A 23,862-nucleotide genomic window follows, 5' to 3' on the forward strand; every position below is an offset into this window, starting at 1 on the left:
ATGCGAGCTCGCTGAAGATGAGCAGCGGAACCACCAGCAGCGATGCAATCAGCATCGCATTGTTTGCCGTCAGGTAGCACTGCAGATGGTGCCACCAGCTGACCGATGGCCGGAACAGCTTGATGACCACAAGATAGGGCACCATGCCGGCCACCAGAATGGGCCAGTTCAGGAGTCCGCCCCAGCGCGATACCGTTGCAGAGACCTCCTCAAACGTGTGTCCACGCTCGGCAAGCGCTGCGCGCACCCTGTCCCAGCCATCTGCCGCCATCATCGTCTCAAGCGAGAACATGTTGGGCAGGCCGAAAAATGCGATGATCGCGAAGGTCAGCCCCATCAGGCTGAGAAACAGCCGCAGAGGTGAGAAGTAGGCGTTGGTCCCGTTTAATACATCGCGGGCGATGCGCGGCGTAAACACCAGCGTGTCGATCACCGTGCGGACAATGTTCGGCCCTAGCGGAAGGCCTGCAACACCGGCGACCGCGCCACGCAGCTCTGACTGCGGCGTTACGGGCCCGGAATCCCTCTCTGAATTGCTCATTCGTGCTCTCCCCGCCCTGTTGCGCGTCATGCTAGGGGCGCTTTGCGGCAGCGGAAACAGGAAAATCCCGCGCCGGGGCGAATTGTGAACTTCCCCTTTGTCAGCTTCGCCGCAACGTGCAATCTCCGCCTCCATGAGCAATGCATCCCAACCCTTGCGCGCCGGGGTCGTCGGCGCGGGCGTTTTTGGCGGCTATCATGCAGGCAAGTATGCCGGTGATGCCCGCACCGAGTTCATCGGCGTGTTCGATCCGGTGCGCGACCGCGCCCGGGCGATTGCCCGCCAGTACGGCGCCATCGCCTTCACCTCGCTCAACGCGATGATCGAGGAAGCCGACATCATCACGGTTGCCAGCCCGGCCCTGTTTCACCATGACGCCGCGCATCGCGCGCTGGCTGCGGGCCGCCATGTGCTGGTGGAAAAGCCGATCTGCGCCACCGTGGAAGAGGGGCGTGAGTTGCTGGAGCTGGCGCAGAAATATGGCCGCGTCCTGCAGGTCGGCCATCAGGAGCGCTTTGTCTTTGCGGCGATGGGATTGTTCGGCACGCTGCCGCCTGCGCGCACCCTGTCGGCGCGCAGGATGGGCATGCCGTCGCCGCGCAATCTGGATGTGTCGGTGACGCTCGACCTGATGATCCACGATATTGACCTGGTGCTGGCGCTGGCCGGCAACGCCCCGTCTAAGGTTGAGGCAGGTATGCGCGCCGAACGCGGCGGGCTGGCCGATCACATAGTTGCACGGCTGGAGTTTCCCGGCGGTCAGGTGGCAGAGCTGGAATCCAGCCGCGTGGCCGCAGACCGTGACCGCGTCATGACCATCGAGTTCGAGGGCGGGGCGGTGCTGGACGTGGACTTCATCCGCAAGCGTTTCGAGAACGGAGCCGGGCTGCCGCTGGATCCCGGCTTTGCCGACGCGCCCATGGCGAAGGATTCGCTGGGCGCCAGCGTGCAGAACTTTGTGTCGCGCGTGCTCGACCCTGCTCATGTCAGTCCGGCCGCGGACGGGCAGGCAGGCGTACTGGCACTGGAGACGGCCCTCGCCATCGACGCCGCAGCGGGCAGCCTCAGCCGGATGTAGGCGAGCGGCATTTGACGCCTGACAGCGGGCATGGCAAAGCCAGCCGCCTTCACCTGCCGCTCTCACCGTGTTGGAAATACGTCCATGTCCGTCAAAGTCCGTTTTGCGCCGAGCCCGACCGGCCTCATCCATGTCGGCAATGTGCGCATTGCCCTGATGAACTGGCTGTTTGCGCGCCGCGAGGGCGGGACTTTTGTTCTGCGTATCGATGACACGGATCTCGAACGCTCCACCAGGGTGTTTGAGGACCAGATCGTGGAGGACCTCCACTGGCTGGGCCTGAACTTTGATGAGCGCTTCAATCAGTCGGCGCGCTTTGACCTCTATGAAGCCGCGCGCGCGAAGCTGGTCGACACCGGCTTCCTCTATCCGTGTTACGAGACCGAGGACGAGCTCGATCGCAAGCGCAAGCTGCAACGCGCGCAGGGCAAGCCGCCCGTCTATGACCGCGCCGCGCTAAGCCTCACCGATGCGGACAAGGCAAAGTTCGAAGCGGAGGGGCGCAAGCCCCACTGGCGTTTCAAGCTATCCGGCGGGCGTATCGAGTGGAACGATCTGGTGCGCGGTGCGAGCCACATCGACACCAGCTCTGTCTCTGATCCCATCCTGATCCGCGAGGATGGCAGCTATCTTTATACGCTTCCCAGTGTTGTCGATGACCTGGAAGCGGGCGTCACGCACGTGATCCGCGGCGAGGACCATGTGACGAACTCCGCCGCGCAGATCGAGATTTTCGAGGCGCTGGGCGGGAAAGGCTCATCGCCTGCGCTGGCGCACTTCCCGCTTCTGGTAGGCTCTGATGGCGAGAAGCTTTCCAAGCGTATTGGCGGCCTGTCGGTGAAGGCGCTGCGCGAGGAGGAGGGTATCGAGCCGATGGCGATCCTCTCGCTGCTGGCCAAGCTTGGCACATCTGACGCCATCGAGGCGCGCAGCGATCTTGCCTCGCTCGTCTCAGAGCTGGACTTCTCGAAAGTCTCGCGTACGCCTGCGCGCTTCGACTTTGCCGAGATGGAGCGGCTGAACGCCAAACTGCTCCATGAGACAGGTTTCCTCGCGGTCAGGGACCGGCTGGAAGCCCTTGGCATCACCGCTGGCGAGACGTTCTGGAATGCCGTGCAGCCCAATCTCAACCGGCTGAAAGAGGCCGCGGACTGGTGGCAGCTGGTCGAGGGGCCTGTCACGCCGGTGATCGAAGATGCGGACTATGCCGCCAAGGCGGCGTCACTGCTTCCCGAAGGCGAGCTGACCCGCGAAAGCTGGGGCGCGTGGACCAGCGCCATCAAGGCCGAGACAGGCCGCAAGGGCCGCGAGCTGTTCATGCCGCTGCGTCAGGCGCTGACGGGGCAGAACCACGGCCCGGAGATGGATGTGGTGCTGGTGCTGATCGGGCGGGATAAGGCGCTGGCCCGTCTGTCGGGGCGTTCTGCCTGATAAGCCCATATCACCCTGTCATGGCCCGGCTTGTCCGGGCCACCCATGCCTCTGGCCTTTGAACAACAGGTTACTTGCAGGCCGAGCAGCGGCCTGAAAAGCGCGAACGCGCGCTCGCGACTTTTCGCGGAACATCGCAACGCGGATGCGTTGCGAAACTAAAAGAGGCATGGGTCACCCGCATGAAGCGGGTGATGACACCTTGAAACGACCCCTCACAAAAACCCGTCTGGCACCGGCTTGTGAGCGCGGATTTCCTCCGCTGAGAGCCCCTCCAGTTCGTGGGGAAAGACCAGCCAGTCGTTGGTCTCATGGACGTGGTAGTCGGGCCGGATTGTGGTCTCGTTGCGCTCCGGCTTGAACCAACCGACAGCCGTGCGCACCTCATAGCGCCCCGCCAGTGCCTGCAGAACAGCCGCCAGCGTGTGGCCCCGGTCCAGCACATCATCGACAACCAGCAGCTTACAGCCGGCGGGCAGCACTCCTGTCAGCGCATCCAGACCAGAGATAGCGATCTCGCTCTTACGCTCGTCTATCCCGGTGTAGGAATGGGCGGCGAGGGGTGAGTGGCCGATTTTCACGCCCTTGAAGGCCAATGCCTCATGCAGGGCAATCGCTACCGGACAGCCGCCGCGCCACAAGCCGACCAGGTGGTCGGGCCGCCAGCCGCTTTCCAGTACGGCGAGCGCCAGCGCGTACCCGTCGCGCACCAGGCTGTCAGCGGTCAGAAAGCGTTTTACCATGGGGCTTTACCGGCTTTTGTGTGTTGTTTTTTGAGTGCTATGGAACGCTATCTGCGGGGCGGCGTTATCTGTTCGTGTTCATAATGCGAAAGGATAGCAATATGCTTCGTCTAGCACTGGCCTTCTTTATCGTTGCGATAATTGCGGCCCTGTTCGGTTTTGGTGGTATTGCTGCCGGTGCGGCCAGCATTGCCCAGATACTTTTCTTCCTCTTTGTGGTCCTGTTCCTTGTCGCCCTCGTGGTGGGCTTGGTGCGCGGACGCTCACCGAGGATATAGTTCTCCCCAAGGGTAGAACGTCAGTGAGGCCGGGCTTTCCCCTTAGCCCGGCCTTACTAATGCGTGACGTTTCTTGCCGACAGACAGCTTGATCGCGCCATCTTTCACATCAGCCTCACCGAGTGAGCGGGACTGATCACTTTCGGTCTCGTCATTCACCTTCACGGCGCCCTCGGCAAGCTTGCGCTTGGCTTCACCTTTTGAGCCAGACAGGCCCGCCTCGACGAGAGCATCGAGAAGGCCGATACCAGCGCCCAGATCAGCGGTGATCGTCGGCAGGGCATCGCCCGTGCCGCCCCCGGCGAACGTCGCCTTGGCTGTGCTCTCCGCCTCGTTTGCCGCCGCATCCCCGTGCAGCATGGCGGTCGCGGCATTGGCGAGCGCGATCTTGGCGTCATTGATCTCCGCACCCTGCAGCGCTTCTAGCCTCGCGATCTCGGTGAGCGGCAGATCGGTAAAGAGCTTCAGGAAGCGGCCCACATCCGCGTCTTCGGTATTGCGCCAGAATTGCCAGTACTCGTACGGGCTTTTCATATCGGCATTGAGCCAGACAGCGCCGTCGGCGGTCTTGCCCATCTTCGCGCCTGACGCGCTGGTAATCAGCGGCGTCGTGAAGCCATAGACTTCCTTGCCATCGACGCGGCGGCATAGCTCCACCCCGTTGATGATATTGCCCCACTGGTCGGCTCCGCCGAGCTGCAGTGCCGTGCCGAACCGCCGGTTCAGCTCCAGATAATCGACCGCCTGGAGGAGCATGTAGTTGAACTCCAGGAAGGTCATCGGCTGCTCGCGATCCAGGCGCAGCTTCACGCTATCGAAGCTGAGCATGCGGTTGATCGTGAAATGCGTGCCGTAATCACGCAGGAAGTCGAGATAGCCGTATTCGGCCAGCCACTCGTCATTATTGACGACGATGGCCTCCTTCATGTCGAGGAGTGCGCCGAACGGCTTCAATATGCCTTCCTTGTTCTCGGCGATGATTTCCGGCGTCAGCATGGGGCGGCTGGTGTCACGCCCTGTGGGGTCGCCCACTTTTGTGGTCGCTCCGCCCATCAGCACAATCGGCTTGTGCCCGGCTTGCTGCAGGCGGCGCAGCAGCATGATCTGCACCAGCGAGCCGACATGGAGCGAACGCGCGGTCAGGTCAAAGCCGATATAGCCGCTAAGCGTTTCGGACGCGGCGCGCTTGTCCAGCCCCTCGATATCGGTCGCCTGATAGAGATAGCCGCGCTCCACCAGCGTTTTTACGAGTTCTGACGCATAGGTGTTTGCGGCCATGGCTAAGGGCTTTCCTGCTGAAACGAATATGGCGCTAATAGCAGCAATGTACGCGGATATGGAAGGCGCAGAGCCATCGCATGAGAAATCGAGGTTGCGAGTGGGTCACGATCCCCGCTTTTGCACCGGCAAATGCGGCAAGGCCGACTTGCCGCGCCGGCAACTGAGGCAAACAAATAGAGAGAAACCATGAAACTGGTTGGCTTGATGAGCGGCACCTCGCTGGACGGGGTGGATGCAGCGCTGCTGGAGAGTGATGGTGAACGCCTGATCGGCTTCGGACCGGGGCTGGAGCGCCCCTACACCGCGGATGAACGTAAAGTGCTGCAGGCCGCCGTCGATGCCGCGCTGCAATGGCGCTGGCAGGGCGAGGCGCCGGGGGTGTTCGCGGACGCAGAAGCCGTGCTGACCACCACCCATGCCGAGGCGGTGGAGGCCGTGTGTGCAAAGGCGGGCCTTGAGCCGTCAGAGCTGGATGGCGTCGGCTTTCACGGTCAGACCGTGCTGCATCAGGCACACAGAGACGGCGTGGCGGGCCGTACCCTGCAGATCGGCGACGGGCAGGCGCTCAGCCGCCGGCTCGGCTGCCGGGTGGTTTTCGATTTCCGGTCAGCAGATGTCGCGGCTGGGGGGCAGGGCGCGCCTCTGGTTCCGGTCTATCACCGCGCGCTGGCAGAGTGGTCCGGGCTGGAGCGCCCTTTGGGCGTCATCAATATTGGCGGCGTCGCCAATATCACCCATATCGCGGCTGATGGCACGCTGACCGCCTTCGATACCGGGCCCGGAAACGGCCTTATCGACGCGTTCATCGAGGCTCACACCGGCGAGGCCATGGACAAGGATGGCGAGATCGCTGCGCGCGGACGCATCCATGAGGCGGCGTTCGCGGAGTTCCTCTCCAATCCATATTTCACTGCGCCGGGTCCGAAATCGCTCGACCGCTGGGACTTCTCGCTCGATGCGGTGCGAAACCTGTCAGTGGAAGATGGCGCAGCGACGTTGACCGGCCTTACGGCGAAGACCATTGCGCTGGGCGTGGCGGCTCTGCCTGACGCACCGGGGCGGCTGGTGCTGTGCGGGGGCGGACGGCGCAACAAAACGCTTGCAGAACTGGTCGCGGCGGCAACCGGCCTCAAGGTGTATTCCGCCGAATCTCTGGGCTGGCGCGGCGATCTGGTGGAAGCCGAAGCCTTCGCCTTCCTCGCTGCGCGGGTGTTTAGGGGACTGCCCTATACCTGGCCCGGCACGACGGGGGTGGCAGCGCCGATGGGCGGGGGCAGGGTGGTCGAGTAGCGCTGCGTGCCCGGATCGTCCAACACCGCAATTTTCCTGATAGTTTAACGACAGACGGCAAAAATTTATCGTTTTTCGGAAAAAACCCTTTCATATCGAGTTTCGATATGTTATCGAGTTTCGATATGGTTGGTCCCTCATCGAAAGAGGTAAGAAAAATGAAAAACCGTCTTCTCCTCTCCACCGTCACCGCCACGGCGGTCATTCTTGTGGCCTGCGGCCTGCCGCCGGTTTCCTCAAGCTCCTCGGCGCAGGATGGCACGCGTATCACTGGCGGCGATATCCGCCTGTCGCTGAATGAGGACGCTGATGCGCGTATCACGGGCGCCGATATCAGGCTTGATGGCCGGGTCGGCGGCGAGTTGCGTGTAGCTGGCGCCGACATCACGCTTCGCGACATGTCGGTGGGTTCGCTGAGCGCGACCGGCGCTGATGTCAGTTTTTCCGGCGCAGTCCTGGGCAACGCCAGCGTAACGGGCGCTGATATATCTATCCGCGGCAATATCGATGGCGATCTGCGTGTACGCGGCGCTGATCTTCGCCTGGAGGGCAATGTCGCCGGGGAGGTGGATGGCAGCTTTGCCGACGCCAGTTTCAACGGCCGGCTGGGCAGTCTGCGTGCCAATGGCGCCGATATACGCCTCGCGGCGGGGTCCACTGTTGATGGCGATGTCCGGCTCAATGCCGCCGCTTTCGATAACCGTGCCGCCATCGGCGGAACCATGTACGCCAATGTCCGCACGGCGCGCCTCGGCGGCACGGTTTCCGGCGATGTCGACATCAATGCCGATGAAGGAAATCGCCGCCGTTTGCGCGACACGGACGGGCTGGTCGAGATCAGCGGAGAGCTGTCGGGTGGAACGATCTGCGCCCGGCGCGTTGTTATCTCGGGCACCGTCACCGGGCCTTTGAATGTTCGCGCGCTGGAGCCGGTCAGCTTTATCGGAAATGGCACCGCCCCGCAGCTGGAATACACGCCGCGTGGCACTGACCGTTGCCGCCGCTAGTTTCCGCCAGATTGAATTTCCTGAGCCATCACAGAAAGGCTTGAAACCATGATCAGCAAATGGATAGCGCGTTTCGCCCAGGGCGGCGTGGTGGCGGGGCTTCTGCTCGCTCTCGCGCCCGCCCACGCGCAATATATCGGTGGCGATCTCAATCTTGATCTCGATCAGGACCGTTCGGCCCAGTTCTTGGCAGGTGACGTGACCCTGCGCGGACGCGTCGGCGGTGACATTAGCGGACTGGCGGGCAATGTTGACATAACAGCCGACATTGGCGGCAGCGTACAGCTGGCGGCTGGGGACATCGTCATCCGCGGCACGGTAGGCCGCGACGTGTCGCTGGCGGGGGCCAATATCTCCATTCTGGCAGATGTTTCTGGCAGTGCAGATCTGGCGGGGGCCGATATCCGCATTGGCGGTCGCGTTGGCCGCGATCTGGCCGCTGGCGGCGCGCTGATCGCTATCGATGAAAGCGGATCCATTGGCGGCAATATGGACCTTGCTGGCAGCGAAATCCGCATGTCTGGCACGGCGCAAGGGCGCCTGAAGGGGCGGGCTCGCACCGTGATCATCGAAGGCACGGTGGCCGGCGATGTCGAGCTTCATGCAGAGAACGTGGAAATCATGCCGGGTGCGCAGATCGCCGGTCAGCTCCGGGTTCGCGGCCCCAATGCGCCCGTCATCGCGGATGGCGCGCAGATCATCGGTGAAATGACTTATGAGGAAGCGCCGTTTAGCGAACAACGCCGTTCCCGCAGCTATACCGGCCCGCGTGTGTCGGACTTTGGTCCGCCGGCCTGGGCATTCGGAACGGCCATGGGCATCGCCGCCTTCGTGCTGGGACTGCTGGCCTGCCTGATCTCGCCGCGCGCCGTCTCCGGTATTGCCGACCACTTCCGGGCGCGTCCGTGGGCATCGGGCCTGCTGGGGCTGGTACTGGCCGCTTTCCTGCCGATCCTGCTGGTGGCAGTGTTTGTCTTCCTGGCCATCACGGTCATCGGCATACCGCTGGGCATCATCCTGCTGTTCGCCTTCCCCTTCATCATGGTGCTGGCCTATGCCTTCGGGGCGGTGGTTCTGGGTGATCTCATCTTCAACCGCTCGGGCGAGGGAATCGGTCTTGGCATGCGTGTCCTGTCACTCTTCCTTGTGCTGGCGGTTGTCGGGGCGCTGGGTGTTGTGCCGGTGCTTGGCTTCCTCATCGGTTCGATCGTGTTCTTCATCGGTCTCGGTGCCTGGACGCTGGCCCTTTTCAACCGCAACCCGCGTCTCGTGGCAGCCGAGCGCAACGGTGGTGCAGCGATCTAGCCTGCAAACGCATAACTGACTTGCGCAGCGGCCCGGTTCACAGCGCTTGAACCGGGCCGCTTTGCGCGCCATGTTCCCGCCATGACAACACTCTTCGATACCCGCCAGCAGCAGCGCGCCGAACGCCATCCCGAAAAGCAGAAGCGGCCCGATACGCCGGTCCTGCGAAAGCCGGAATGGATTCGCGTGAAGGCCCCTGCAGGCGGAGTCTTCTCCGAGACACGCAAAGTGGTGCGCGAGAACAATCTCGTCACCGTGTGCGAAGAGGCAGGCTGCCCCAATATCGCGGAATGCTGGGCGCAGAAGCACGCCACCTTCATGATCATGGGCGATACCTGCACCCGCGCGTGCAGCTTCTGCAATGTGAAGACGGGCATGCCCGCGCCGCTCGATATTGACGAGCCGCGCCGCGTTGCCGAAGCCACCGCTACCATGGGGCTGCAGCACGTCGTCATCACATCAGTGGACCGTGATGATCTGGCCGATGGCGGGGCAGAGCATTTCGCACAAACCATCCGCGCGATCCGCCAGCTCAATCCGAATACCACAATCGAGATTCTCACCCCTGACTTCCTGAGGAAGCCCGGCGCGGCAGAGATCGTGATTGATGCGCGCCCGGATGTGTTCAACCACAATCTGGAGACCGTGCCGCGGCTCTATCTCTCCATCCGGCCCGGTGCGCGCTATTACCACTCGCTGCGCCTGCTGGAGCGGGTGAAGGAGCGCGATCCCTCCCAGTTCACCAAGTCCGGCATCATGGTCGGCCTTGGCGAGACCAAGGAGGAGGTGATGCAGGTGATGGACGATATGCGTTCAGCCGGTATCGATTTTCTCACCATCGGCCAGTATCTGCAGCCGACGCGCAAGCACGCTGCCGTTGATCGCTTCGTCACACCTGACGAGTTCAAGGGCTATGAGACGATTGCGCGCGCGAAGGGCTTTCTGATGGTGTCCGCTTCGCCGCTGACCCGGTCCAGCTATCACGCAGGCGAGGACTTTGCCCGGCTGCGCGATGCGCGCGAGGCGGCGCTGAAAGCAGGCCGCAAGGCCCGAAGCGCGGCGAGCTGATGACCTCTGAACACCGCGAGAGCCTGCGCTTGCCATACCGGCCTGACGAGCTGTTTGATCTCGTCAGTGATGTGCGCGCCTATCCCAAATTCATACCACTTATCAGTGCGCTGCGCGTGATACGTGAGAGCGTTGTTGAAGGTGTGGGCGAGCTGGATGCCGAAGCGCGCGTGCAGTTCCGCTTTGTCCGTGAGAGCTTCACCACGCGCGTCCTGTTGGAGCGGCCAGCCAGGACTATAAAGGTCTCCTACCTTTCCGGTCCGTTTCATGATCTGGCCAATGAGTGGCGCTTTGCAGAACTGGCTGACGGTTCGACCGAAGTCAGCTTCTGGATCCGCTACCGCTTCCGCAATCCGGTGCTGAACGCCCTGATGGATGCGAGCCGGTCGCGCGCCATCCGCTATCTGATCGAGCGTTTCCGTGAGGAAGCCGCCCGGCGCTACCAGCCGGTGGAATCAGGCACTGACCGCCTCGGTCAGGAGGCGTAGGGCTTCCGACGCCGCCGCTTCACGCACACCGTGGCGGTCCAGGTGGGCGAAGAAATGCCGTTCGGTGTGTGTGGCTTCTCCGCGCCGGGCCAGACCGAACCAGACCAGCCCCACAGGCTTGTCCTCTGCGCCGCCACTCGGTCCGGCAATGCCGGTAATGGCCACGGCAATATCGGCGTGGGAGTTGAAAAGCGCGCCTTCGGCCATCGCGCTCGCCACCTGTTCGCTCACCGCGCCGTACTGGGCGATCATCGCGACCGGCACAGCCAGGCTCTCGGCCTTCGCGGCGTTGGAGTAGGTGACAAATCCGCGCTCCAGCACGGCTGAGCTGCCGGCGATCTCGGTGATGGAGGCGGCGACCAGCCCGCCGGTGCAGCTTTCGGCCGTGGCCAGGGACACACCCCGCTCAGTGGCAAGCTCAACCAGTTCACGTGCCGCATGGGTTAGCAGGGCGGGCAGGGTGCTCATCGCAGAACTCCGGTGAAGGCGGCCTGCGCGGCGATCCCTTCGCCCCGGCCGGTGAAGCCCAGTTTCTCGGTGGTGGTCGCCTTGATGTTCACGCGCGCCAGCGGCAGGCTGGTGAGCTCTGCCACACGTGCCCGCATCGCGTCGCGTACCGGCCCGATCTTCGGGCGCTCGCAGATGAGCGTTATATCGGCGTGAACGGGGCTTATGCCCGCCTCGCGGGCGAGCTGCATGGCGTGAACGAGGAATTGCGCGCTGTCAGCGCCGCGCCAGCGCTCGTCACTGGGCGGAAAATGCTGGCCGATATCGCCTGCGCCGGCAGCGCCGAGAATGGCGTCCGTCAGGGCATGCAGGCCCACATCGGCGTCGGAATGGCCCACCAGCGCCAGATCGCAGGGCACGAACACGCCGCACAGATGGACGCCGTCTCCCGCCGTCAGCCGGTGGACATCAAAGCCTGTACCCATGACCGGCAGGCCGGACGGTCCGCCCAGCAGGGTTTCGGCGCGTGCAAAATCGTTCGGGTAGGTCACTTTGAATGCCGCCTCATCGCCTTCAACCAGCTTAACCTGAAGTTCCGCTGCGCGGACCAGCGAAATTTCGTCGGGATAGTCTCTGCCGCGCGCCTCATCGAACGCCCAGTTCAGCGCGGCGAGATGAAATGCCTGCGGCGTCTGCACGCGCATCAGCCCGTCGCGGGAAACAGCCTCGACGCCCGCCTCGGTTTCGCGCGCCAGCGCATCGGCGACGGGCAGGGCTGGCGCGGCGCCCGATGTGTCCTCCAGCGCGCGCAGCAGGCGGTCGATGAGCGTCTGGCTCAATCCCGGACGCGCCGCGTCGTGAATTAAAACAAGCGGCTGCCTAGCCTTTCCAATGCAGGCCTCTACCGAGCGCGTGCGGCTCTCCCCGCCTTCCACCAGAATGACATCAAGTCCTTCGAGCGCCTGGCGGGCCATTTCGATATGACCTTCGGCTACGGCGATGATTATCTCCCGGCAGAGCGGATGGCTGGCAAACGCTTCCACAGACCATCGCAGCAGGGGCTTGCCCGCAACACGCTCGAATTGCTTGGGCAGGCTGCGGCCAGCCCGCGTGCCACTGCCTGCGGCAACGATGCATGCACTGAATGGCGTCATCGGGTCTCTTTCGTGCAGCACTCTGGCACCAAAACCGGGCAGAGCGCTGTGCGGCGTCTGGCGGTCCGCGTCCATACACTGTATCTGCACGCCTATGACAAGGGTGTCACATAATGCCGTCGAGGCAGGTTTCAGCGTCGGCGCGGTGCGTGTGGATGTGCCGTGCATTCTCGCGCCGATGTCTGGCGTGACCGACTACGCCATCCGCAAGCAGGCCAAGGCCTTCGGTGCGGGCCTCGTCGTATCCGAAATGGTCGCCTGCGAAACGCTGGCGCAGGGCCGCGCTGATGTGGTGCGGCGCATGGCAGGCGATGCAGATGTCGCGCCTCGCGTCATCCAGCTGGCCGGGCGTGAAGCGAAATGGATGGATACAGGCGCGCGCATCGCCGCTGACGCGGGTGCTGAAATCATCGACATCAATATGGGCTGCCCGGCGCGCCAGGTGACGCGTGGCCTGTCGGGATCTGCCCTGATGCGCGATCTGGACCATGCGCTGGAGCTGGTCGAGGCGACGGTGAACGCCACCGATGTGCCAGTGACGCTGAAAATGCGCCTCGGCTGGGATCACGACACCATCAACGCGCCGCAGCTCGCGCGCCGCGCCCAGGATGCCGGTATCCGTATGGTCACGGTGCATGGCCGCACACGCCAGCAATTCTATACCGGGACCGCCGACTGGGCGGCGGTGCGGCCCGTGAAGGATGCCGTGTCCATCCCTGTAGTGGTCAATGGCGACATTACCAATGCCGATGAGGCGCGCGCGGCGCTAGCGGAGTCGGGCGCCGATGCCGTGATGGTAGGACGCGCTGCCACCGGACGGCCCTGGCTGCCCGGTGCCATCGGCCGGGCACTGCTTGAGGGCGGCGATGCGCTCGATCCGCCCATGGCGGATATGATTGGCGCGCTTGTACGGGCCACCGAGGATTCCGCGGCCCTTCATGGCGAAATTCTGGGCGTGCGGTGCATGCGCAAGCACTATGCGGGCTTTGTGGACCATCTCTTTGACGATCCGGGCGAGGCGCGAAACTGGCGCGGCGTGCTGTGCAAGGCCGCCAGCGTGAAGGCCGCCACTGCCGGGCTGGAGCGCCTTGCTGGCGAAGCCGGGATACGCAGCGCCGCATGAGCCAGCCCGATATCACAACCGCCCAGGCTGCCGATTTTCTGCCCAGTGCGGTGCTGCTGATCAATGGCGGTGGCGTCATCTCTTATGTGAACGACGCTGCCGAAGCGCTGTTTGAACGCTCCGCGCGCCGGATGACGGGCGAGCCTCTGGACGCGCTGGGACCGTGGGGCAGGGCCGCGCGCGCGGTAGCCAGCCGGGCGATCAGCGAGGGCAGGGCGGTTTTCGCCCACGATGTGCGCGTGGAGTTTCCCGACGGTACCCGGCGGGCGGCGGTTGATGCCGCGCCCCAGATGGATGGGGCCTGTATCTCCATCCGCCTATGGCCGGAGGCCGGTGCTGTCGCGCGTGGCGACCGGGCAGCGAACGCTGCCGCAGGGTTCGGGCGGATGCTGTCTCACGAGCTGAAAAACCCGATGGCAGGTGCGAGAGGCGCCGCGCAGCTTATCGCCTCGTCCGCAGACCCCGAAACGGCCGAGATGGCTGCGCTCATCATGACGGAGCTGGACCGGGCGCTGCGTATTGCGGACCGCTGGAGCAAGGTTGGCGATATAGCCCCGCACCCGTTTGCGCCGCTGAGCCTCAATGAGGTGGCCAGCGAGGCACTGCGCTCCATGTCGGCGGCCAGCGGCAAGGGGCTGGTGCTGGTCGAGGACTACGACCCGTCACTGCCCGATGCCTTTGGCGATCGTGATCTTGTGCTTCAGGCCGTACTCAACCTGCTGGTCAATGCCGCCGAGGCTCTGGCTGGCCAGAGCGACGCCACCATCGAGATTTCCACGCGCTACCGCATGGCGCGGCCGGGCGGGGTCGCCCCCGAAGCGCGTCTGCAGATTGATGTGACTGATAATGGGCCCGGCGTACCTGAAGAGCTGGGCGAGTCGATTTTCTCACCATTTGTGACCGGCAAGCCCGCCGGCGAAGGGCTCGGACTGGCGCTGGTGTCGAGGGTCGCGGAGCTGCATGGCGGCGGGCTGGAATATGAGAGCCGGGCCGGACGTACGGTGTTCCGTATGTATTTACGCGAGGAGGGGACATGACGCAGGACAGCAGCGCCGGGCGGCGTATTCTGGTTCTGGAGGATGACGAGACCTTGCGGCTGGTCATCTCCCGTGCGCTGACACGCGCCGGTTTCGACGTACGTGCGACGGCTTCGCCCTCATCGGCCATTGAGCGGATGGCGCGCCGCGATGCCGACCTTCTGGTCGCGGACGTGCTGCTGGGCGACGAGAACTTCCTCGACCGGCTCGAAGAGCTTCAGCATGTGCGCCCCGACGCGCCAGTTCTGGTGATAAGTGCGCAAACGACGGCCGCCACGGCGATCCAGGCGGTCCGGGGCGGCGCGTATGAGTACCTGCCCAAGCCGTTTGATCTGGACGATCTGGTAGACGCCGCCTGCCGCGCGCTCGACACCGGCGAGCGGGCAGGGCAGCAGCGCTCGGGCGCCAACCCGTTTCCTGATTTGGTGGGGCGTTCTCCGGCCATGCAGATGGCGTTCCGTTTGCTGGCAAGGCTGTCGACGGCCAGCGCGCCGGTATTGTTCACAGGGCCGGACGGGTCGGGCAGGGCCAGCGCCGCGCGGACATTGCACCGCGCCTGCAAGCCGGGCTCGCCGCTGATCGAAGCCGGGCCTGACAGGCTGAGGCGTGAGGGAGTTCAGGTTTTCGCCGAGGCGCGCGGCGGCGGCCTGCTGCTGCGCCGTGCCGAACGCTGGGACGATGGCATTCAGGACCTCGTACTGGAGCAGCTTGGCCAGATGAGCGATACGCGCCTTTATGTCACCGCGCTGGCTGATGTGCGCACCATCATGGTGCCGGCCCTGTTCGAGCGCCTGGCAGTGGGGCATGTCGATATGCCGCCCTTGCGCACGCGCGGCGATGACCGCCTGCGCCTGTTCGAGCATTTTCTCAAAAAGCACGGCCGCACCGACTTTGCGATTGCGCGCGACGCCGCAGAGTTCATCAACGCCTACCCTTGGCCCGGCGAGGTGGCCGAACTCGAGCGGACCGCTGCGCGCCTCGCCGTCCAGGGCGATCGAGGGGCGATGGGCCTGGCGGCACTGCAAGAAGCTCTGACAGCCCCTGTGGCGCCGGGCACAGGTGCAGCGCTGGAGGACGCAGTGCGTGCCTTTGCCGCTGCGCGCCTTAGCGAGCACAGCCATGATGTAGCCAATGATGTTGCGGCCATCGTGGACAAGGCCATGATTGAAACCGTGCTGGCCCATTGCGGCGGGGTGAGGCGCGATGCGGCACGCTACCTCGGACTTAACCGCAATACGCTCGCACGGCGCCTGACCGCACTGGGGATGGATTCGGTCGGTGAGGAATAGTTGCAACACTGGGCGTTGATATTTGGCCACACCCGGTCCAACATGGGTATTGGGGCGATTTACGAATAGGCGCACACGCTTGCCATCCTGGCTCAAAGACGGCTTTCATTCCCTGCGCATGTCGCTGTTCGCCACCGGGTTTCTGGTGGCGGCTGTGGGCGTGGTTGCCTGCGCGATTCTGGCCGTATCGGAGCAAGGCGCAATCGGCAGCCTGGCTCCGCTTTTCTACACGCTGCTGACAATATCTGCGGTCATTATCGCCGCCCTTGCAGGCGCGGTCAGTGTACGGGCCGCGCGGATTTTCATGGGGCGGCGTTTTGGGGCGCCTGCACCCCGTTTGCACATGCGGTTTATGGCGCTGTTCGCGCTGGCTGCGGTTGCCCCGTCCATTCTGATGGCCCTGCTGCTGGCTCTCGTTTTGGGCCGGGGGGTGGAGTTCTGGTTCGGTGAACGTGTCACCACGCTTGTTGAGACCATGGCCGAAGTTGGCCGGGCGCAAGCGCCGCTGGAGCTGAATCTGGCCGAGCTTCAGCTGGTCAGCATGGCGGGGGATCTGTCCTATCCCGAAGCCGTTGCGGCGATGAGCGAGAGCCGTATCGAATACACGCAATATCTGCGCAACCAGGCCATCGGGCGTAATTTTGCTTCCGCCTACGTGATCGACAGCCGCTCTACGATTCTGGCCCGCGCAGAGGCGCCCGGCGCGCCGCCATTTGTGGCCCCGTCACAGCGCATGTATGAGTTTGCGGCCTCTCGCGATATTGGCGTTAGTGATCCGACCCAGCGTGAGAACGCGCCTGCCTATGTTCGGCTTCTGGTGAACCTGCCGGCCTATGATGACGCGTATCTTTATGTGGTCTGGTACGTCGATCTGGGGGTGCTGACCGCCGCCGAGGAGGCGACTGCATCCTACCGTCAGGCGGTGGCGCGTGAAGAGGGGATGCGCCAGGTCTTCATCCTCGTCTATTTCGCCGCTGTGGCGCTGATCCTCGTTGGCGCGTTGTGGCTGGCGCTGAGTGCGGCGACGCGGGTGGTCACGCCTGTTGCGCGCCTTGTAGGCGCTGCAGAGCGGGTGCGGCGGGGCGATCTGGACGCGCGTGTCCTGGTCCAGCGTGAAGACGACGAGATTGCTGCCCTCGGCCGCGCCTTCAACCGGATGACCCGCCAGCTGCGTAGCCAGCGCCGCGCCCTGCTCGAAGCGAACGCCGAATCGGAAAGCCGGCGCAACTTCATTGAGGCGGTGCTGACTGGCGTCAGTGCCGGCGTGGTGGGGCTGGATCCTGATAACCGGATCACGCTGGTCAACCGCTCGGCAGAAGCGCTGCTGGATGTGGAGGCAGGCACGCTGACGGGTGAGCAGGTTGATACAGTGCTGGGTGTGTTTGCGCCCATCGTGGAGGAGGCGCGGCGCTCGCGTGCGGTGCTGATCGAACGGCAGATCGACATTCCCGCCAGTGATGGCGCGCTGCTCAATCTGAACGTACGCGCGTCCACCGACGACAAAGGCGAACTGGTCATCACGTTCGATGATGTGACGCGGCTCGTCTCGGCCCAGCGCAATGCCGCATGGCGTGATGTCGCACGCCGGATTGCCCATGAAATCAAGAACCCGCTGACCCCGATCCAGTTGTCTGCCGAACGGATCCGCCGGAAATACCGGGCTGCGATACCAGACGACCAGGCCGAGATATTCGACAAATGTGTCGAAACCATCGTGCGTCAGGTCAGCGATATCGGGCGGATGGTCGACGAATTCTCTGCGTTCGCCCGCATGCCGACGCCGAAGATGGAAGCGGCCGACCTCGTGGGCGTGGTTGAAGGCGCAGTCTTCTCGCAGCGCGTGGCATCGCCCCGCATCAAGCTGCCGCTGGAGACGCCAGACCATCCGGTCATCGTAGAGTGCGATAGCCGTCTTACGGCGCAGGCGCTTGCCAATATTCTTAAGAATGCTGGAGAAAGCGTACTGGCACGGCTTGATGAGGATGGCGCCAAACAGGGCGGTGAGGTTGCCGTGACCCTCAAGCTTGAAAACGACACTGCGGTGATAGAGGTCATCGATAACGGGCTTGGCTGGCCGTTTGCCGACCGGGCAAAACTGACCGAACCCTATATGACGACACGCGAGAAGGGCACAGGCCTTGGCTTGGCCATCGTGCGGCGGGTCATGGAAGACCATGGCGGCCGGCTGGAACTTGAAGAACGTGACGACGGGGCGCGTGGCGCAGTTGTGCGGCTGGCCTTTCCCTTGCTTGAAATAACGAATGCGGCCAATGAGTCCGCTCTGTCCAGAGAGGCATAAGGTATGGCACACGACATTCTGGTCGTTGATGATGAAGCCGATATCCGCGAGCTGATCGGCGGCTTGCTTGAGGACGAGGGCTATATGGCCCGCTATGCCGGTGACGCCGACGAGGCTCTGGCGGCTGTGCGTCAACGCAAACCCTCGCTGGCCATTCTGGATGTCTGGCTGCAGGGCAGCCGGCTGGACGGGATCGCCCTGCTCGACGAAATCCGCGCTGCCGATCCCGGCCTGCCAGTCATCGTGATTTCCGGGCACGGCACGATCGAGACCGCCGTGGCCGCCATCCGCAAGGGCGCTTACGATTTCATCGAAAAGCCATTCAAGTCCGACAAGCTGCTGCTGACGGTGGAACGGGCGCTGGAAGCCAGCCAGCTGCGCAGGGAGGTCGCCGAGCTGCGCGCCCGCACTGAAATGCATAACGAGCTGATCGGAAGATCGACAGCTGCAAACCAGCTTCGTCAGACTATTGATAGAGTTGCGGCAGCAAATTCACGTATTTTGATAAGTGGCCCCGCTGGTTCCGGCAAGGAGCTGATCGCCCGGCTGATCCACGCGCGCTCCCCGCGTGCAGGCGGTAATTTTGTGCCTGTCAGCGCCGCCATGATGAACCCGGACCGGGTTGAGGAAGAGCTTTTCGGTGCCGAGCGCGCGGATGGCGGCGTCGAACGCGTCGGCCTGCTGGAACAGGCCCATGGCGGGACGCTATTCCTTGATGAAGTCGGGGACATGCCGCTCGCCACGCAAGGCAAGCTGCTGCGCATGCTGGTCGAGCAGCGCTTCCGGCGGCTGGGCGGCGGCGTCGATGTGGAAGTGAATGTACGTGTGCTGTCCTCCAGCTCGCGCGATCTGCGTTCGCTCATCAGCCAGGGACGCTTCCGGGAGGATCTCTATCACCGTCTGGCGGTCGTGCCGATTGATGTTCCGCCATTGTCGGACCGGCGCGAGGACATTCCGCTCCTGGTGAGCCACTTCCTGGAGCGTCTGACGGCGATGTCGGGGCTGACACCGCGCAAGATCGGGCCCGATGCCATGGCGGCGCTGCAGGCGCATAGCTGGCCGGGCAATGTCCGTCAGCTGCGCAACAATGTGGAACGCGTGCTCATTCTGGCAACCGGCGATCCCAATGAAGCCATCACGCTTGATGCGCTTCCTTCAGAGGTGGTGGGACGCGATAGCGGTCCTGGCGGACTGGATACAGAGCGAATGATTGCGCTGCCTCTGCGCGATGCGCGCGAGAATTTCGAACGTGAATACCTCAAGGCACAGATCAGCCGGTTTGGCGGCAATATCTCCAGGACGGCCACCTTTATCGGCATGGAGCGTTCCGCCCTTCACCGGAAGCTGAAAAGCCTAGGCGTGGGCGGTACCGACCGGCCTGGCGAGGGTGAAAGCGACGATACACCTGCGGCGGGGAGTGAAGGCTGATGAAAGCCGTCGTCTGCGGAGCAGGGCGGGTCGGGTACGGCATCGCCCGCGAGCTGGCCGCCGAAGGCAATTCGGTCACAGTGGTGGACTGGTCGCAAACGCTCATCGACCGGGTGACTACCGACCTGGATGTGCGTGGTGTTGTCGGCCACGGCTCGCACCCGGATACGCTTGAGCGCGCCGGCATTGCCGATGCGGACCTGTTGGTCGCAGTTACTTATTCGGACGAGACCAACATGGTCGCGTGCCAGGTGGCGCATTCCCTATTCGATACCCCGCTGAAGATCGCGCGGGTGCGGGCCCAGAGCTATCTTGCGAAATCTTGGCGTGATCTCTTTGCCCGCGGTGCGCTGCCGATCGATGTGACGATCTCGCCGGAGCTGGAGGTTAGCCGCGCCATCCTGCAACGTCTGGAGACGCCGGGCGCATCGGCGACGGCGCCCTTTGCCAATAACCGCCTGCAGGTGCTGGGCCTGCGCGTGGATGAAGGCTCTCCTATTGCTGGTACGAACCGGGAGCATCTTCGCGAGTTGTTTCCCGATCTTGGCATGGATGTCGTCGGGGTGCGCCGGGACAATGCGGTTTTTATTCCTGAAGAGCGCGACCCGCTGAGTGTGGGTGATGATGCCTATGTCGCCGTCGCGGGGCCGCACGTGCCGCGTGTGCTGGATGTGTTTGGTCATCAGGTGCAGCGCGCGCGCCGCGTGGTGATTATCGGCGCGGGCAATATAGGGGTGTATGTCGCCCGCGCGCTGGAGCGCATGGCGGGGGTGCGTGTCCGCGTCATCGAGGCAGACAAGGCGCAGGCAGAAAAGGCCGCCGACAGTCTTTCGCGCACCGTTGTGCTGCATGGTGACGGGCTTGACCGCCGCCTGCTGCGCGAGGCGGGAGTAGAGGATGCGGAGCTGGCGATCTGCCTGACCAATGACGACAAGGTGAACCTGCTCTCGGCCGTCATGGCCAAGCGTGAAGGTGCGCAACGCACGCTCTGCCTGGTCAACGAGCCGGGGCTGAAGGATGTACGCAGTGAGTTGGGGATCGACATCATGATCGATCCGCGCGGCGTCACGGTCTCCACCATCCTTCAGCATATTCGCCGCGGCCGGATTACCGGCCTGCAGACGCTGGCTGACGGTCAGGCCGAGGCTCTGGAAGGTGTGGCGCTCGCGACATCACCGCTGGTGGGCAAATCTCTGCGGGATCTGGACCTGCCCGAGGATGTGTCGGTCTGCGCGCTTGTACGCGGCGACAAGGTCTATTTCCGCAATGACAAGGTGACCATCGAGACCAATGACCGGCTGGTGGTGTTCGCGCTGAAAGCTGCGGTGCCGAAGGTTGAGCAGCTGTTCCGGGTCTCCCTGGAATACTTCTGATCCCATGCAGCCCTCTCCCCGCACGATACGCGCCCTGGGCTGGAGTTGGCTCACGATCGGTCTGTTTGCGCTGCCGGTGACACTTTATGCCACCGCCATGGGCGAAGTGGTGGCCGCGCGCGGGCTGGGCGCCAGCGCCCTGATTGGCATATTTGCAGGGGGCGGGTGTCTGGTGGCTACAGCTGGGCTTGACCGCCGGGTTCGCGCGCCGGCTGCCTTGCGCCTGCTTATTCTTGGCTGGATTACCGGCCCGCTAGTGGTGGCACCCTCTTTCGGAACCGTATCTGACGGGTGGGTAGAAGCGATCTTCGAGGCGGCCTCTGCGCTGACAACCACGGGTGCCACACTGACCGAGCCGGACGCGATGCCGCGCAGTCTGGTCGTCTGGCGCTCCATGCTGCAATGGCTGGGCGGACTGGCAACGCTGGTACTCGCAGTCACGGTGCTCGCGGGGCTGGACGACCGCCGCGCCGGCCTGCGCCGGTCATCACTTCTGACCATCGATAGCGGCGATCTGTTCTCAAATCTGGGCCGCGCCCTTATCCGCCTGGGCGGTGTCTATGCCGGGCTTACCGTGATCGGCTTTCTGGCGCTGGCATTTGCCGGAGCGAGCAGCTTTGAAGCGCTCAATCTCTCGCTTTCGGGCATTTCCACGGGCGGCTATCTGCCCCGTGGCGGGGAATTGACAGAATGGCTGCCCTGGCCCGCGATAACCGTGCTTGCCGTGCTTTGCGTGCTGGGGGCGGGGAATATGGCGGTGCTGTATGAGCATGTGTCGCGCGGGCGGGTTACCCGCCGGTTCGGTGATGTCCGGGCCATGCTGATCCTCTCTGCAGTCTGCGGGGTGCTCCTTGCTGTACTGGCCAGCCCCGCTGCCGGTCTTGCTGGCTTTTTCGACGCGCTGTTTGCGGTCACGACGTCGGGCTATTCAGTCAGTCCTGCAGGCGCGGGCCTGCCCGTGATTGCCCTTTTGATGCTGGCGCTAGCCGGTGGCGCGGCCGTTTCCACATCGGGCGGTATCAAGATGGCGCGCCTGCGCCTGCTGGTCCGGCGGGCAGGGCGCGATATACTGCTGCTGGTCCAGCCCTCTGCGGCCGGTGGATCACGCTTTGCCGGACGCGCGGTCAACGAGGCGGCTCTGGTATCGGTCTGGGCCTATGCGCTGGCCTATCCCGTGGTTCTGGCGCTCGGAGCGCTCGCGCTGGGCCCGTTTGCCGCCGATATGGGGATTGCCTGGTCGGTGGCTGGGGCTGCGCTGACAAATGCCGGGCCGATAGCGGGAGAAGCCTATGGTGATGTCGGTGCAGGCGGCCTGATAATCGCCTCGATCCTGATGATTCTCGGCCGGATCGAGATTCTGCCGTTTGCGGCGGTTGTGTTCCTTCTGTTTAGCGGAGACTGACGCGTTATGGCCCGCATCGCCTACGTAAACGGCTGCTACCTGCCCATCGATGCGCCGGCCATCCAGATCGAGGACCGCGGCTTTCAGTTTGCCGACGGTGTCTACGAGGTGTGGCTGGTACGGGACGGCCAGTTCCTCGACCATGCAGGTCATCTGGCGCGCCTGAAACGCTCGCTTGGTGAGCTGCGCATCGACTTGCTGATGAGCGACGCGGCGCTGGATATCGCCTTGCGTGAGACGCTGCGCCGCAACCGGCTGGGCGATGCGCTGGTCTATCTGCAGGTCACGCGCGGAGCTGCCAGGCGCGATCATGCCTTCCCGCTAAAACCCGTTCGTCCGACAATCGTCATCACGGTCCGGCCCGCCCCGCGTGCGCCGGTGGCTGCGCGGGCAGAAACGGGTATTGGCGTCATCACGACCAATGACATCCGCTGGAAACGCTGTGATATCAAAAGTATATCCCTTCTTCCTAACGTTCTGGCCAAACAGGCTGCTCGTGAAGCAGGGGCCTTTGAAGCCTGGCTGGTCAATACTGCGGGTGAGGTAACCGAGGGCAGTTCCAGCAATGCGTGGATCGTGACGGGCGAGGGGGCGCTGGTAACCCGGCCCGCAGGCGATGACATCCTCAACGGCATTACACGCCAGCGTATTATCCGCATCGCGAAGGCCCAAGGACTGCGCTTGGAGGAGCGGGCTTTCACGGTGGAGGAGGCGTTGAGCGCGCGCGAGGCGTTCATCAGCTCGGCCACCTCCATGGTGATGCCAGTCGTCAGCATTGACGGGCGGCCGGTAGCCAATGGCGCGCCGGGCTCGCTGGCAGGCGCGTTGAGAGAATCCTATGAAGCTGGCGACGAAGCCTGACCGCCGCATTCGCCCTACCCCATTGCAGGCGCGGCCAACGCCCGCTACCTATGGCGTTCCTTGTGTGTGATGCCCTTTATGTGGGCGGGGAAAGGTGGATGGCCATGTCGAACGATAAAAAACAGAACCTTCAGGACGTGTTTCTCAATACGGTCCGCAAGACCAAGACACCCTTGACGATTTTCCTGGTGAACGGGGTGAAGCTGCAGGGCATTGTCACCTGGTTTGACAATTTCTGCGTACTCCTGCGCCGCGACGGACAGGTCCAGCTCGTCTACAAACATGCGATCTCGACCATCATGCCGAGCCAGCCGGTTCAGCTGTTTGATGGCAATGAAGACGGCCCTGACGGGGATAGCGATTGACCGAAACTGCCCAGGCACCAACCCGTGCACTTGTAATCCACCCGCTGCCACCGGGCGCGGATGACAGCCGTGCCGATGCGCGTCTCGAGGAGGCCTCTGGCCTCGCCATCGCGCTGGGGCTTGAGGCCGTTGACGCCATCATCGAGCCGGTGCGCAAGCTGGAAGCGGGCACGTATTTCGGCAAGGGCAAACTCGAAACCCTGCATGAGCGCATGCAGGCGCTTGAGGTGCAGGCTGTCATCATCGACACAGCTCTTTCGCCTGTCCAGCAACGCAATCTGGAGAAGCGCTGGCAGGTCAAGGTGATAGACCGCACCGGGCTGATCCTGGAAATTTTCGGTGAACGGGCCCGCACCCGCGAGGGCCGGCTGCAGGTGGAGCTGGCGCGCCTCACTTATGAGCGCTCGCGCCTGGTGCGCACCTGGACCCACCTGGAGCGTCAGCGCGGCGGCCGCGGCTTCCTGGCTGGCCCCGGTGAAACCCAGATCGAGACCGACCGCCGCTTGCTGGCCAGCAAGATGGCCAAGTTGCGCCGCGAGCTGGAGCAGGTAAAGCGCACGCGCGCCCTGCACCG

At 63.7% G+C, this 23,862-nt stretch carries 23 protein-coding genes; 18 read left to right on the forward strand and 5 right to left on the reverse strand.

From position 1 onward, the window contains the following. On the reverse strand, positions 1-541 hold a 541-nt coding region (locus tag ACTIGC_RS12785; protein WP_439634775.1), incomplete at its 3' end, for a hypothetical protein. Positions 542-674: 133 nt separating this feature from the next. Here ACTIGC_RS12785 and ACTIGC_RS12790 point away from each other — a divergent pair. Both ACTIGC_RS12790 and gltX read left to right on the forward strand, forming a co-directional pair. Beyond that, the gene (locus ACTIGC_RS12790; protein WP_439634776.1) at positions 675-1,619 is read left to right on the forward strand and encodes a Gfo/Idh/MocA family protein; all 945 of its coding nucleotides are present in this window, start codon (positions 675-677) and stop codon (positions 1,617-1,619) included. 84 nt (positions 1,620-1,703) lie between these two features. Then, a complete protein-coding gene (gene gltX / locus ACTIGC_RS12795) occupies positions 1,704-3,050 on the forward strand; it encodes a glutamate--tRNA ligase (protein WP_439634777.1) in 1,347 nt (448 codons plus the stop codon). Positions 3,051-3,265: 215 nt separating this feature from the next. On the opposite strand, the gene ACTIGC_RS12800 is transcribed toward gltX, so the two are convergent. Next, positions 3,266-3,793 (reverse strand): phosphoribosyltransferase, encoded by a 528-nt coding sequence (locus ACTIGC_RS12800; protein WP_439634778.1) that lies wholly within the window; start codon positions 3,791-3,793, stop codon positions 3,266-3,268. Positions 3,794-3,894: 101 nt separating this feature from the next. Between ACTIGC_RS12800 and ACTIGC_RS12805 the strand changes: the two genes are divergently transcribed. Next, positions 3,895-4,071, forward strand: a complete 177-nt coding sequence (locus ACTIGC_RS12805) for a DUF1328 family protein (RefSeq protein WP_127566698.1) — start codon at positions 3,895-3,897, stop codon at positions 4,069-4,071. Positions 4,072-4,113: 42 nt separating this feature from the next. Here ACTIGC_RS12805 and tyrS read toward each other — a convergent pair whose 3' ends face one another. Beyond that, positions 4,114-5,349, reverse strand: a complete 1,236-nt coding sequence (gene tyrS / locus ACTIGC_RS12810; RefSeq protein ID WP_439634779.1) for a tyrosine--tRNA ligase — start codon at positions 5,347-5,349, stop codon at positions 4,114-4,116. A gap of 189 nt (positions 5,350-5,538) precedes the next feature. Here tyrS and ACTIGC_RS12815 point away from each other — a divergent pair, with 189 nt between their 5' ends. From ACTIGC_RS12815 to ACTIGC_RS12835, 5 genes are all read left to right on the forward strand, one after another. Continuing rightward, positions 5,539-6,642 carry an anhydro-N-acetylmuramic acid kinase gene (locus tag ACTIGC_RS12815; protein WP_439634780.1) on the forward strand — a complete coding sequence of 368 codons (1,104 nt, stop codon included), beginning with the start codon at positions 5,539-5,541 and terminating at the stop codon, positions 6,640-6,642. A 158-nt stretch (positions 6,643-6,800) separates the two neighbouring features. After that, positions 6,801-7,649 (forward strand): hypothetical protein, encoded by an 849-nt coding sequence (locus tag ACTIGC_RS12820; RefSeq protein WP_439634781.1) that lies wholly within the window; start codon positions 6,801-6,803, stop codon positions 7,647-7,649. A 48-nt stretch (positions 7,650-7,697) separates the two neighbouring features. After that, a complete protein-coding gene (locus tag ACTIGC_RS12825) occupies positions 7,698-8,954 on the forward strand; it encodes a hypothetical protein (RefSeq protein ID WP_439634782.1) in 1,257 nt (418 codons plus the stop codon). Between the two features lie 81 nt (positions 8,955-9,035). Then, on the forward strand, positions 9,036-10,022 hold the full coding sequence (gene lipA / locus ACTIGC_RS12830; protein ID WP_439634783.1) for a lipoyl synthase: 987 nt from the start codon (positions 9,036-9,038) through the stop codon (positions 10,020-10,022). After that, positions 10,022-10,510 carry a type II toxin-antitoxin system RatA family toxin gene (locus ACTIGC_RS12835; RefSeq protein WP_439634784.1) on the forward strand — a complete coding sequence of 163 codons (489 nt, stop codon included), beginning with the start codon at positions 10,022-10,024 and terminating at the stop codon, positions 10,508-10,510. The genes lipA and ACTIGC_RS12835 overlap by 1 nt, the downstream gene beginning before the upstream one ends. On the opposite strand, the gene ACTIGC_RS12840 is transcribed toward ACTIGC_RS12835, so the two are convergent. Together ACTIGC_RS12840 and ACTIGC_RS12845 are read right to left on the reverse strand one after the other, a co-directional pair. Then, complete coding sequence (locus tag ACTIGC_RS12840) at positions 10,478-10,978, reverse strand: CinA family protein (protein WP_439634785.1); 501 nt, start codon at positions 10,976-10,978, stop codon at positions 10,478-10,480. The two genes, ACTIGC_RS12835 and ACTIGC_RS12840, sit on opposite strands and share 33 nt — an antisense overlap. Beyond that, positions 10,975-12,111, reverse strand: a complete 1,137-nt coding sequence (locus ACTIGC_RS12845) for a bifunctional 2-C-methyl-D-erythritol 4-phosphate cytidylyltransferase/2-C-methyl-D-erythritol 2,4-cyclodiphosphate synthase (protein WP_439634786.1) — start codon at positions 12,109-12,111, stop codon at positions 10,975-10,977. The genes ACTIGC_RS12840 and ACTIGC_RS12845 overlap by 4 nt, the downstream gene beginning before the upstream one ends. A 94-nt stretch (positions 12,112-12,205) precedes the next feature. On the opposite strand from ACTIGC_RS12845, the gene dusB reads away from it, so the two are divergent. From dusB to ACTIGC_RS12895, 10 genes are all read left to right on the forward strand, one after another. Further along, complete coding sequence (gene dusB / locus ACTIGC_RS12850) at positions 12,206-13,234, forward strand: tRNA dihydrouridine synthase DusB (protein ID WP_439634787.1); 1,029 nt, start codon at positions 12,206-12,208, stop codon at positions 13,232-13,234. After that, positions 13,231-14,271: a two-component system sensor histidine kinase NtrB gene (locus ACTIGC_RS12855; protein ID WP_439634788.1), complete on the forward strand. Its 1,041-nt coding sequence runs from the start codon at positions 13,231-13,233 to the stop codon at positions 14,269-14,271. Before dusB ends, ACTIGC_RS12855 begins: the two co-directional genes overlap by 4 nt. Beyond that, the gene (locus tag ACTIGC_RS12860) at positions 14,268-15,560 is read left to right on the forward strand and encodes a response regulator (protein ID WP_439634789.1); all 1,293 of its coding nucleotides are present in this window, start codon (positions 14,268-14,270) and stop codon (positions 15,558-15,560) included. Before ACTIGC_RS12855 ends, ACTIGC_RS12860 begins: the two co-directional genes overlap by 4 nt. A 118-nt stretch (positions 15,561-15,678) precedes the next feature. Then, entirely contained in the window at positions 15,679-17,859 is a 2,181-nt protein-coding gene (locus ACTIGC_RS12865; protein ID WP_439634790.1) for an ATP-binding protein, read from the forward strand. 3 nt (positions 17,860-17,862) lie between these two features. Next, entirely contained in the window at positions 17,863-19,287 is a 1,425-nt protein-coding gene (ntrX, locus tag ACTIGC_RS12870) for a nitrogen assimilation response regulator NtrX (protein ID WP_439634791.1), read from the forward strand. Then, positions 19,287-20,660, forward strand: a complete 1,374-nt coding sequence (gene trkA, locus ACTIGC_RS12875; RefSeq protein ID WP_439634792.1) for a Trk system potassium transporter TrkA — start codon at positions 19,287-19,289, stop codon at positions 20,658-20,660. The genes ntrX and trkA overlap by 1 nt, the downstream gene beginning before the upstream one ends. Before the next feature lie 4 nt (positions 20,661-20,664). Continuing rightward, on the forward strand, positions 20,665-22,062 hold the full coding sequence (locus ACTIGC_RS12880) for a potassium transporter TrkG (protein ID WP_439634793.1): 1,398 nt from the start codon (positions 20,665-20,667) through the stop codon (positions 22,060-22,062). A 6-nt stretch (positions 22,063-22,068) separates the two neighbouring features. Next, positions 22,069-22,923, forward strand: coding sequence for a D-amino-acid transaminase (locus ACTIGC_RS12885; RefSeq protein WP_439634794.1), 855 nt, complete (start codon positions 22,069-22,071; stop codon positions 22,921-22,923). Positions 22,924-23,027: 104 nt separating this feature from the next. Continuing rightward, entirely contained in the window at positions 23,028-23,288 is a 261-nt protein-coding gene (gene hfq, locus ACTIGC_RS12890) for an RNA chaperone Hfq (RefSeq protein ID WP_439634795.1), read from the forward strand. Further along, positions 23,285-23,862, forward strand: a 578-nt coding sequence (locus tag ACTIGC_RS12895) for an HflX GTPase family protein (RefSeq protein ID WP_439634796.1), incomplete at its 3' end; no start/stop codon positions are given. The genes hfq and ACTIGC_RS12895, both read left to right, overlap by 4 nt.

Origin of the sequence: Glycocaulis sp., from assembly GCF_051859565.1 — a bacterium.
In the GTDB taxonomy this organism is placed as follows: Bacteria; Pseudomonadota; Alphaproteobacteria; order Caulobacterales; family Maricaulaceae; genus Glycocaulis.

Bases quoted from the DNA above. Each gene is read 5' to 3' on its own strand.
- ACTIGC_RS12790 (WP_439634776.1), top strand. From the start codon at position 675: ATGAGCAATGCATCCCAACCCTTGCGCGCCGGGGTCGTCGGCGCGGGC.
- gltX (WP_439634777.1), top strand. From the start codon at position 1,704: ATGTCCGTCAAAGTCCGTTTTGCGCCGAGCCCGACCGGCCTCATCCAT.
- ACTIGC_RS12800 (WP_439634778.1), bottom strand. From the start codon at position 3,793: ATGGTAAAACGCTTTCTGACCGCTGACAGCCTGGTGCGCGACGGGTAC.
- ACTIGC_RS12805 (WP_127566698.1), top strand. From the start codon at position 3,895: ATGCTTCGTCTAGCACTGGCCTTCTTTATCGTTGCGATAATTGCGGCC.
- tyrS (WP_439634779.1), bottom strand. From the start codon at position 5,349: ATGGCCGCAAACACCTATGCGTCAGAACTCGTAAAAACGCTGGTGGAG.
- ACTIGC_RS12815 (WP_439634780.1), top strand. From the start codon at position 5,539: ATGAAACTGGTTGGCTTGATGAGCGGCACCTCGCTGGACGGGGTGGAT.
- ACTIGC_RS12820 (WP_439634781.1), top strand. From the start codon at position 6,801: ATGAAAAACCGTCTTCTCCTCTCCACCGTCACCGCCACGGCGGTCATT.
- ACTIGC_RS12825 (WP_439634782.1), top strand. From the start codon at position 7,698: ATGATCAGCAAATGGATAGCGCGTTTCGCCCAGGGCGGCGTGGTGGCG.
- lipA (WP_439634783.1), top strand. From the start codon at position 9,036: ATGACAACACTCTTCGATACCCGCCAGCAGCAGCGCGCCGAACGCCAT.
- ACTIGC_RS12835 (WP_439634784.1), top strand. From the start codon at position 10,022: ATGACCTCTGAACACCGCGAGAGCCTGCGCTTGCCATACCGGCCTGAC.
- ACTIGC_RS12840 (WP_439634785.1), bottom strand. From the start codon at position 10,978: ATGAGCACCCTGCCCGCCCTGCTAACCCATGCGGCACGTGAACTGGTT.
- ACTIGC_RS12845 (WP_439634786.1), bottom strand. From the start codon at position 12,111: ATGACGCCATTCAGTGCATGCATCGTTGCCGCAGGCAGTGGCACGCGG.
- dusB (WP_439634787.1), top strand. From the start codon at position 12,206: ATGACAAGGGTGTCACATAATGCCGTCGAGGCAGGTTTCAGCGTCGGC.
- ACTIGC_RS12855 (WP_439634788.1), top strand. From the start codon at position 13,231: ATGAGCCAGCCCGATATCACAACCGCCCAGGCTGCCGATTTTCTGCCC.
- ACTIGC_RS12860 (WP_439634789.1), top strand. From the start codon at position 14,268: ATGACGCAGGACAGCAGCGCCGGGCGGCGTATTCTGGTTCTGGAGGAT.
- ACTIGC_RS12865 (WP_439634790.1), top strand. From the start codon at position 15,679: ATGTCGCTGTTCGCCACCGGGTTTCTGGTGGCGGCTGTGGGCGTGGTT.
- ntrX (WP_439634791.1), top strand. From the start codon at position 17,863: ATGGCACACGACATTCTGGTCGTTGATGATGAAGCCGATATCCGCGAG.
- trkA (WP_439634792.1), top strand. From the start codon at position 19,287: ATGAAAGCCGTCGTCTGCGGAGCAGGGCGGGTCGGGTACGGCATCGCC.
- ACTIGC_RS12880 (WP_439634793.1), top strand. From the start codon at position 20,665: ATGCAGCCCTCTCCCCGCACGATACGCGCCCTGGGCTGGAGTTGGCTC.
- ACTIGC_RS12885 (WP_439634794.1), top strand. From the start codon at position 22,069: ATGGCCCGCATCGCCTACGTAAACGGCTGCTACCTGCCCATCGATGCG.
- hfq (WP_439634795.1), top strand. From the start codon at position 23,028: ATGTCGAACGATAAAAAACAGAACCTTCAGGACGTGTTTCTCAATACG.